This window comes from Pedobacter sp. (genome assembly GCF_035566355.1).
GTDB lineage: Bacteria > Bacteroidota > Bacteroidia > Sphingobacteriales > Sphingobacteriaceae > Pedobacter.
The window spans coordinates 1-10,533 of record NZ_DATMRL010000135.1 but is presented as its reverse complement, the minus strand read 5'-3'; the positions used below and the strand labels follow the sequence as shown (position 1 = coordinate 10,533).

General features: G+C 40.0%; 7 protein-coding genes. 5 read left to right on the top strand and 2 right to left on the bottom strand.

The window, feature by feature from the left end; all coding sequences use genetic code 11:
• From VNZ46_RS05340 to VNZ46_RS05325, 4 genes are all read left to right on the top strand, one after another.
• Positions 1 to 589 (top strand): FecR family protein (locus tag VNZ46_RS05340; protein WP_325559088.1); only part of this gene is annotated, 589 nt, incomplete at its 5' end.
• A gap of 104 nt (positions 590 to 693) precedes the next feature.
• Complete coding sequence (locus tag VNZ46_RS05335) at positions 694 to 3,330, top strand: TonB-dependent receptor (protein WP_325559087.1); 2,637 nt, start codon at positions 694 to 696, stop codon at positions 3,328 to 3,330.
• Positions 3,331 to 3,356: 26 nt separating this feature from the next.
• Positions 3,357 to 4,160, top strand: coding sequence for a DUF4249 domain-containing protein (locus VNZ46_RS05330; protein WP_325559086.1), 804 nt, complete (start codon positions 3,357 to 3,359; stop codon positions 4,158 to 4,160).
• Positions 4,161 to 4,385: 225 nt separating this feature from the next.
• The gene (locus VNZ46_RS05325) at positions 4,386 to 7,061 is read left to right on the top strand and encodes an outer membrane beta-barrel protein (protein WP_325559085.1); all 2,676 of its coding nucleotides are present in this window, start codon (positions 4,386 to 4,388) and stop codon (positions 7,059 to 7,061) included.
• 15 nt (positions 7,062 to 7,076) lie between these two features.
• On the opposite strand, the gene ettA is transcribed toward VNZ46_RS05325, so the two are convergent.
• Entirely contained in the window at positions 7,077 to 8,753 is a 1,677-nt protein-coding gene (ettA, locus tag VNZ46_RS05320) for an energy-dependent translational throttle protein EttA (protein ID WP_316837399.1), read from the bottom strand.
• A gap of 347 nt (positions 8,754 to 9,100) precedes the next feature.
• On the opposite strand from ettA, the gene VNZ46_RS05315 reads away from it, so the two are divergent.
• On the top strand, positions 9,101 to 9,892 hold the full coding sequence (locus VNZ46_RS05315; RefSeq protein ID WP_325559084.1) for a hypothetical protein: 792 nt from the start codon (positions 9,101 to 9,103) through the stop codon (positions 9,890 to 9,892).
• A 116-nt stretch (positions 9,893 to 10,008) separates the two neighbouring features.
• Here the strand turns inward: VNZ46_RS05315 and VNZ46_RS05310 are convergent.
• Positions 10,009 to 10,533: LytTR family DNA-binding domain-containing protein (locus tag VNZ46_RS05310; RefSeq protein ID WP_325559083.1), on the bottom strand; the 525-nt coding region annotated here is incomplete at its 5' end.

Genomic DNA, 10,533 nt, shown 5'->3' with positions numbered 1-10,533 from the left:
AGTATGGTTAGGCCCGCGTTCTAAATTTAATTATCCCGATCGGTTTAGCGGTGTTAAAAGAACAGTTAAATTGGAAGGGGAAGCTTTTTTTGAGGTTAAACATGACGCCACACATCCTTTTGTGATACAAAGCGGCGCTGTAAGTACAACCGTACTGGGAACCAGTTTTAATGTAAAGGCTTATAGATTAAACCATGATGTGGAAGTAACCCTGGTTACCGGTAAAGTTGCTGTAGCTCTGGAAAATAACGATAGAGTTATCCAAAGTACTATTGTTGCTAATCAGCAGATTTTGGTGGATAAAAAAGGTTTCAGGATGATCAAGAGAGACTTTCCTGCAGCCGCGTCTTTCCTCAGCAAGCGTTTGGGCTTGTTTGATTATAACGGAGAAACCCTGTCAGCGGTGATCTCTGATCTGCAGATACAGTACGGAATCCAAATAAAGCTGGAAGGAGGAAATCTGGAGGAAAGTGCTTTTTATGGCCATCTAAAGATGACAGATCCAGTAGACCATACATTGGATAAGCTATGCCTGGTTATGGATGCGATGTGGCAGAAAAAAGGAGGAGTGTATGTAATTTCAAAATAAAATTGCCCGGTTATGTACAGGACATAAACGGGCATCATGAATTTCTAAACTGTCAAAGCCTGAAGAACTGATGACAGCTATTAATCAACATTAATTATAAAGTTATGAATAAATCTGGACCTAAATGGTTCTTTTGCTTAATTCTATTGATTGGTCTTGTTATTCAGATCAAGTCCTATGCTCAAAGTGCTCTTGAAAAGCGAATCACTATCCACCTTGTTAACGAAAATCTAAAGGCCGCGCTGGATAAAATATCCAAGGTCGGCGGTGTTAAATTTACCTATAATGAACAGATTGCGCAGAGTAATCTGAAAGTAAACCTGAAAGTGCAGGGCAAAACGATAAAGGAGGTGTTGAATGAGATTTTTTCTGGAAAACCTTATTCTTTTACGCTATTGGATAAGGAAATTTTTATACGTGCTGACGATTCGAAGTCAAAAAAGCCAGAAGCCGGTCCAGCGGCTATTCGGGGTTCAGGTTCTGGGACCTTTACCTTAAGTGGATCTATTAAAGCTCAAAAAACGGGAGAAACACTGATTGCTGCAACCATAAAAGTGGCGGGCTCCCAAAAATCAACCTTGAGTAACGAATATGGATTCTATTCTTTGTCTTTACCATCGGGAAGCTATTATGTGGAAGTAGGGGCTGTAGGGTTTAAAAAATACAGTGCACAGATTGACCTGACGGCCAATCGTATTTTTAATATAGATATGGAAGAGGATGTGAACGAACTATCTACCGTTGAAATTACCTCCTCCGGATCGAAAAGGGATTTGGACAATCCGCAAATGGGAATGGAGCGTTTAAGCATTGCCGAGACGAATAATATCCCTGTTTTGCTTGGCGAGCGCGATGTTATTAAGGCTATTCAGTTATTGCCAGGCGTAAAACCCTCCAGCGAAGGGGGTGGTGGATTTTTCGTCCGCGGGGGATCAGCCGATCAGAATATGATCCTTTTGGATGAAGCTCCGGTATACAACGCGACGCATTTGGTGGGTTTCTTTTCTACATTTAATTCTGATGCGATTAAGAATGTTACCCTATATAAAAGTGGTATGCCCGCGCAGTACGGAGGCAGATTATCTTCTGTACTTGATATCAAAATGAATGATGGAAACAATCAAAAGTTTGGAGTAAGCGGGGGCGTTGGTATGATATCCGCCAGAGTGAATGTAGAAGGTCCGATTCAAAAGGATAAATCTTCTTTTCTTATTTCTGCCAGAAGAACCTATTTGGATATGTTTCTGAAATTGTCCGGTGACACCAATCTTAAAAATTCATCGCTTTATTTTTATGATGTGAATATGAAAGCCAATTATTTCCTTGGTGAAAAAGACAGGCTTTTCGTTTCCGGATACCTTGGTAAGGACGTCCTGGAGTCGAAAGGAGTTAACGGAATAAGATGGGGAAACAGTACCGCAACCCTGAGATGGAATCATATCTTTAATAGTAAATTATTCTCGAATACTTCCCTGATTTATAGTAATTACGATTATACCATAAAATCTGATGGTAAAGGCAGTACTCTGTCTCTGTTTTCACAGATCAGGGACTTTAATGTTAAAGAAGACCTGCAATGGTATGCAAATGAGAGAAATACCATTAGCGTGGGGGTTAATGCTATATATCACACGATTAAACCTGGTGAAGTACGCGCATCGGGAGATAATGGATACGTTTCCCAGGATCTTCAGAACCGTTATTCTATAGAAAGTGCAGCTTATGTGAGTAATACATGGAAGGCGAGTGATGCATTAAGCATAACTTATGGTTTACGTGCTTCGGCATTTAGTATTTTGGGAAAAGGAGATTACTATCAGATCAACAGTGATGGCCTTGTTACCGGAACGACCAGTTATAAAAGCGGTGAAGTAGTAAAAACTTATCTAAACCTGGAGCCAAGGGCTTCTGCAGCTTTACAATTGAACGAATCCTCTTCTGTGAAAGCTTCTTATGTTAGAAATGTTCAGAATCTGCACCTGATTTCCAACTCTACTTCGACATCTCCAACAGATCGCTGGGTGGCGAGTACCAATATTATTAAACCGGAGACCAGTGATCAGTTTTCATTGGGCTATTATAAAAATATACTGGATAATATTTTTGATTTTACAGCGGAGACTTATTATAAGAGTCTGAAAAACCAGGTGGATTATAAGAATGGTGCAGAGATTTTTACAAACCGGCCAATTGAAACCCAGCTTCTTTTTGGTATTGGAAGAGCTTATGGTATAGAATTTTCTCTAAAAAAGAAAACCGGTCGGTTAACTGGTTGGCTGGCTTATACCCTGTCGAAGTCTGAAAGAAAAATTGACGGAATCAACAACAACAACTGGTATAATGCCCGCCAGGATAAAACCCATGATATTTCAGTGGTCATGATGTATCAGTTGAATCCAAAGTGGTCTCTTTCTGCTAACTGGGTATTTTCGACAGGAAGTGCAGTTACCTTCCCTATTGGAAAATATAAGGTTCTGGATCAGAATTATTTCTATTATTCAAACCGTAACGGAGATCGTATGCCCAACTACCACCGCTTGGACCTGGGTGCAACTCGCTTGCTAAAGCAGACCAAAAAGTTCTCTTCTGAGCTGAATTTTAGTTTATATAATGCCTATGGCAGGCAAAATGCTTATGAGATCAGGTTCAAAGACAATGAAAATGACCCTAGCCAGACCGTTGCCGAACAAACCTCTCTTTTCAGGTTTATACCATCGGTTTCTTACAATTTTAAATTTTAATGAGAAGAAAAGTAAATCTTACACAGATGAAACAAGTTATAAAATTTATTCTTTTAGGTATGTTTTCGATATTAATCTGGTCTTGCCGGAAAATCATAGATATTGGTCCCAAAGAAAATAAGCCAACGTATGTTGTTGAGGGCAGAATTACAAATGAACCAGGCGTGTGCAAAGTGCTTGTTAGCAGAACAAAAAACTTAACCGACAACAATCAGTTTGAGGGAATTAGCGGAGCAGTTGTTAAAATAGAAAACAATGGAACCAGTACAGTGCTTCCTGAAACAAGCAAGGGAGTTTATGAAGTGAGCACCATTCAGGGAACTCCAGGCCAAACCTATCATTTAAATGTTCAGGTAGACGGGCAGACTTTTACGGCCTCGAGTACGATGCCTGAGCTGGTCCCTTTAATTGATGCTTATATTAAATCCGGAGACTTCGATCCTCAAAACACGATTGTTACGGTCAGATATAAGGACATTCCTAATGTGAAGAACTATTATTGGTTCAGGAAATATGTTAATGACAAAAATCAGAAAGGATACGATTTGCTTAATGATGATTTTACCCCGGGTACAGAAGTAAGTGAAAGACTGTCATTTGATAATGAAACAAATGACAAAGTCAATGACCTGAAAAGAGGAGATCGCCTAAAAGTTGAAATGTCATGCATTGATGCGTCGGTTTACACCTATCTGAACAGTCTCTATGGGGCATATGGTGGTGGCAATAATGGTGCAGCTCCGGCTAATCCAATCACTAATCTGACTGGTGGGGCGCAGGGATTTTTCAGTGCGCACACTTTGCAGGCGAAAACGGTTACCATTCCTTAAAATATTACTTCTAATTTCCTTTTAATTGAGCATGGTTTTGTTGGGATCAACATCATCATGCTTTTTTGTTTAACTTTATAGGAGTACTCAGGTAAGAAATAGTGTCGTTATGGGATGCTGAAAATTTTAAAGTTTTTTATTATGTTCGCATAGTATGAATTGCCTGAAACATCGTCAGACTCTAAAACTATTGTAACTTTATATTCATAAATTGTGCTGATGCCGATGAACAGGTTTTTAAAATCATATGTAAATCTATATCGTTACAAAGGCCTCATCTTTATAACTGCAATTCATCTGTTTTTCATTTCCAATCTCATTGCCCAGTCTAACTATAAGCTAACAGGAATTGTGAGGGATTCGTTGAATCATCCTGTTCCGGCTGCAGGTATACAAATTATTACTGGTACTGATACACTTAAGGGGACTGCTGATTATAGAGGTAAATTTACAGTCATCGGGATTGTGACATCCGAAATATACTTAACCATAAATGCAATGGGGTATTTGCCCTTTAGCCGGAAATATACCTTCAGTCCGGAACAAAGGAATATTGCCATACAGGCGGTTATGGAAAAGGATGTCAATACGCTTAAAGAAGTGGTCATCAAAGCAAAGGTTATTCCAATACGTCTAATGAAAGACACTGTGGAGTATAATACAGCAGCTTATATGGTTAGGGAGACTGACCGGGTAGAAGACCTGTTGCGGCAGCTTCCGGGCATTAACGTTGATAATGATGGTAAGGTGACAGCAATGGGGAGATCAATGACCAAGTTAAGAGTAAACGGAGAAGATTTTTTCACCAATAATGTAAAGGATTTTATTGCTCAGCTTCCGGCAGATATGGTAGCAAAGGTGCAGGTAATCAATGATTATGGGGATGAAGCGAATTTCACTGGCGTAAAGACAGGCGCTTCAGAGAAAATGTTGAACCTGGTGACTAAACCCGGTCGCAATAAAGGGAATTTTGGGAATACCGCAGTAAACGGAGGAACGAATGACAGATATGGTTTGCAAACTAATGCTAATCTGTGGCGGGAGAAAAAACAAATCGGCATAAAAGGAAATATCATCAGTACGAATAATTCTGCTGGTGTAAACAGGACGATCAGTACAGGGGCTAATTACAGGGATAAATTAAGCCCGGACCTGACAGCGAGCATGAGTTATTCCTTTGATAACGTTAGAAACCAAACGCATCAGCTGGATTTTATACAGACATTGAATTCTCTAGGTACCATATTTACCACTAATGATAACGAAAGAAATGTAAAAAGCAGCAAGCATAATTTAAACTGGAACATTCAATCTGTTAAGGAGAAAAGCTATCTGCAGGCGGGTATTATTGGTACTTTTTTGAATACAAATAATCAATATATGGGTGGTTCCAATCAAACGGGTATTATCCGGCAGGATCAGTTTAACAATACTTCGACTAAGGAATATACGCCCGATTTTAACGCAAATATAGCCTGGGCTTACCGTTTTGATAAGCCAGGAAGGAATCTTTCTATAGGGATGACAGCAAAAAATGGCACGAGCGATTTATCAGAGAACCTGGACAGCCGTACAGGTTACTATGAACCGGGGCAGCCAACAGTTGCAAAAGATTCAGTTTTGAACAGACTGGTTGATACCAGGAACCGATCTCAGAATTTAGGTGGTAGTTTTAGATTTAGCGAGCCTATCGGAGGCAGTCAAAATGCCTCTTCCAGCCGTAACGTGGATATTTATTATAATTTTCAAATGGAAACAAATGACAATAATTTATTGACACGTATTAACAATCATACTGTAAATGGCAGGATCGTAGACTCACTTAGTACAAAATACACTTCAAAATTTATTTCGCATCTAATTGGCGTGAGCTACAGATTTGGTTCAGATGATCTGACCTATAGTTTGGGAATGACAGCACAACCTAATCTGCTTATTGTTGATAATGAGCAACCGGTTAGCCAGATCCACCATGCTGGATTTAATCTTGCTCCAGTGGTTAATCTGAGTCTGATTCTTTCTCAGAAAACGAGTATCACCTTTTTGTACAATGGAAGTAGTGTAGCTCCCAATCTTGCTCAGCTGCAACCAGTACCTAATACCAGAAATCTACAAAATATAGTCATTGGAAATCCAAACCTCCGTTCAACTTTCAATCACAATTCCAGCCTGACCTATCAGAACAGTAATCCGGTTAATGGTAGGGCACTAATGTTAGGGATTAATTCTAATTTTGTACAGGACCAGGTGGTGAGTAATGTTATCCTGAAGCCAGACACATTGAACAGCCTGAAACAGGAAACTCATTTTGAAAATGCCAATGGAACTTATGGAATTGATGCCTTGTATTCCTGGTCAAAACCTTTTGTAGAGAATAAATTTAATGTAGAGTTTCGGGGAAGTGTGGGTTTTGCCAATAACGTGTCCTACACGGATAATATACTGAACAACAACAGGGGCTTTAATTTCTCGCAGGCGGCCATGTTGAGGATGAATCAGAAGGGGATTACACTCAGTACAGATGCAAATTACACCTATAGCAGCAATAGATATTCTCTGCCTACGGGTGTATTAAAAGACATTCAGATCTATGAATTTAATGTCAATTTAAAAACATTCATTACACCCACCATATCTATTGGACTGGATGGTTCCAAGCGAATTAATATTGGTTATGCTGTAGATGCTAAAAATCCACTGATCATTAACACCAGCATCCAAAAAACATTCTTTAAAAAGCAACAGGCTACCTTAAAGCTCCAGGCTTACGATCTATTTAATCAGGGGAATTCTTTGATTCGAAGTGTGGTAGATAACTCCATTACAGATAGTAGAAATACCCAGATCACCAGGTATTTGCAGTTGAGTTTTAGCATTAACCTCCAACAATTTGGAGGTTAATACCAATAAACCTAATTAAACTAGCTTTTTATATTTAATGCGATGTGGAGTAATATCTCCCAATCGTTTTTTGCGGTTTTCTTCGTACTCACTGTAGTTACCTTCAAAGAAGTAAACCTGCGAGTCGCCCTCAAAAGCTAAAATATGTGTACAAATGCGGTCAAGGAACCATCTGTCGTGACTGATCACTACCGCACAACCACCAAAATTTTCTAAGGCTTCTTCCAGAGCTCTTAGCGTATTGACATCTATATCATTGGTTGGCTCATCGAGTAAGAGCACATTAGCCCCTTTTTTCAGGGTAATGGCCAAGTGCACCCGGTTTCTTTCTCCTCCGGAAAGGATGCCTACTTTCTTTTGCTGGTCCCCGCCATTGAAATTGAATTTAGACACATAGGCACGTCCGTTCACTGCTTTATTGCCCAGCTGGATATTGTCTAAGCCATCGGTGATGTTTTCGTATACCGTTTTGTTTGGATCCAGGTCATTGTGCATTTGGTCCACATAACCTAAAGCAACGGTTTCACCAACCCGGAAAGTTCCTGTATCCGGTGTTTCCTGCTCTGTAATTAAGCGAAACAAAGTTGTCTTTCCAGCTCCATTTGGTCCGATGATTCCAACAATTCCAGCAGGAGGAAGGGAGAAACTCAGGTTTTCAAATAGAATTTTATCACCATAAGCCTTAGTTACATTGTTGGCTTCAATCACCACATTACCCAATCTTGGACCAGCCGGGATAAACAGCTCCAATTTGTCTTCTCTTTCTTTTCCATCTTCCGAGGCCAATTTATCATAGTTCGATAAACGTGCTTTCGATTTTGCATGCCTGGCTTTTGGTGCCATACGTACCCATTCCAGCTCGCGTTCCAGGGTCTTCTGACGCTTGCTTTCTGTTTTTTCTTCCTGTGCAAGGCGTTTGGCCTTCTGATCTAACCACGACGAATAGTTTCCTTTCCATGGAATGCCTTCACCGCGGTCTAATTCCAGGATCCAGCCAGCAACATTGTCAAGGAAATACCTATCGTGGGTTACGGCAATTACAGTTCCTTTATAGTCTTTTAAGAATTGCTCCAGCCAGTCAATACTTTCTGCATCCAAGTGGTTGGTCGGCTCATCTAACAATAGAACATCTGGTTCCTGCAGCAATAAACGGCACATGGCCACACGTCTGCGCTCACCTCCAGATAAAACGCCTATTTTTGTCTCCGGATCCGGGCAGCGAAGCGCATCCATCGCACGTTCAAGTTTGGAATCCAGTTCCCAGGCGTTAACGGCATCAATTTTATCTTGCAGCTCACCTTGGCGGGCCATCAATTTATCCATCTTATCGGCATCAGAATAATTCTCTTCTAAACCGAATGCTTCATTAACTTCTTCATATTCTTTTAAAATGGCGGTAATCTCAGCTACGCCTTCTTCTACAACTTCCCGTACCGTTTTGTTTTCGTCCAACTCCGGTTCCTGTGCAAGATAACCTACAGAATAACCTGGAGAGAATACCACCTCGCCCTGGAAAGATTTATCAAGGCCGGCTATAATCTTTAATAAAGATGATTTTCCTGAGCCGTTCAGACCGATAACGCCTATTTTTGCTCCATAAAAAAAGGAAAGGTATATGTTTTTTAGTACTTGCTTCTGAGGGGGATAAATCTTATTTACCCCGGCCATTGAAAAAATTATCTTTTCGTCCATGCTTGTTATTTCGTGTATTGGATAGGTTTTTAAATAAAAGGCAGAAAATGGCGACAATGTTTTGTTTTTATCAACAAAAAATAGCTCAAGTTCACATTTGCAATACCTAATATTTATTGCAAAGATAAGAAAGGAAAGCCAGTAAAAAAGTAGTGTAAGTGCCAATAGTATTTATCAACAGATTGTGCTGCCAGAGCTATCGGCTGAGCCGCTACTCAACCAAGTAACAATTCAATGTCCCCTTTCAACAATTCAACTGAGGTTTTTGCTGGTTCACTTAAAAACTCCGTTTATGCAGCTTTGATTGCGTATAGTTTTGCACCATCAAAGTAAATAATATAGAAAAAATGAAAACAAGAAATGCAATGGCATTGACAGGCTTAAATACTGCCAATCCCGAAATCAAAATTGCTCATATGGAAAGAACGAAGCTTGGATTACAACCGGGAATGATGAAGACAGCAGCAGCTCTTTTCCTTCTGGTGATCTCTACACTCACTGCTTCTGCGCAAAAATTTACTGTATTGAGCACCTTATCTAAATATGGTATTGATGCCAGTATACTGAATGCCAGCACTACTCAACAGCCAGAAGACTATGCTTATGACTTCAAGCAGACAACGATAACGGCAGGTAAACAAAATACCACAGTGGCTAAATTTGATCCGTCAAGTCCTAAGGAGGAGCAATGGACGGTAGTTTCTGTTGATGGAAAATCTCCTTCAAAATCAGAGACCAATACTTTTCGGAAAAATCAAGCTAAGCAGTCCACATCAGACCAGACAGATGAATCAAGTTACAAGATCGAGAAGGAATCTCCGGACCACCTGGTGATCAGTTATAAACCAGATCCCAATGCTGTTCCCAAAGATGCGGCCTTTATGAAGGATTGCAGATCATATATGACCATCAACCTCAAAACCAAAAAATTGGAACAAGTACAGGTACTCAATGAAAAGCCTGTGAAAATCAAGATTCTAAATGCAGAAAAGTTTGATATTGTGATGAAATTCAACTGGAATGATCAGGCGAAACGTTACTTCTGCTTAAGCCAGAACCTCAACATGCAGGCAAAATTTATGGGGCAACCGGTTACTGTAGAAACCATTACCGAGTATTCGAATTATAGCAAGAAATAAAATCTGAAATTAAGGAATGACTTTGTAGCCTTCCGGGCCTCCTGAAAAATTATACAGGGGTTCGGAAGGTTTTTTTATTTGTTTTTTGAAGAAGAACATTGACTGTGCAGTTCTGATTAATAATCCAGCCACATTTTAAATAAAGGAGCTTTTGTCCTGCTGACTACAACATCTGGATCGGTACAATTTTTTATATGGAGCTTTAACTTGCCATTGAAGAAGTTATGGACCTTTTCAATAGCGTTTACATGTAGAATGTACTGGCGGTTTACCCTGAAGAAATTTTTGGGTTCCAATTCTGGCTCCAGCATTTCCAAGGTTTGGGGCACTACGATCTTTTCCCCATTAAATAAGTGCGCATAAGTAATGGTCATATGGGAATGAAAAAAGGCAATGTCCTCCACATTGATTTTTCTATAGCCATCCCGGTAAGGAAGAAAGAAACGCGTCCGGTATTCTTTTGGCTGGACGCGTGCAAGCAACTCTTCGATTAAAGGAGATTGCTGATACGATCGCTGTATAGAATTTTCAAGTTTTGCGATGGCAGCTTCCAGCTGATCCTTTTCAATGGGTTTGAGCAGATAGTCTATGCTATTGTATTTAAATGCCTGGATCGCATACTCGTCGTAGGCTGTGGTGAA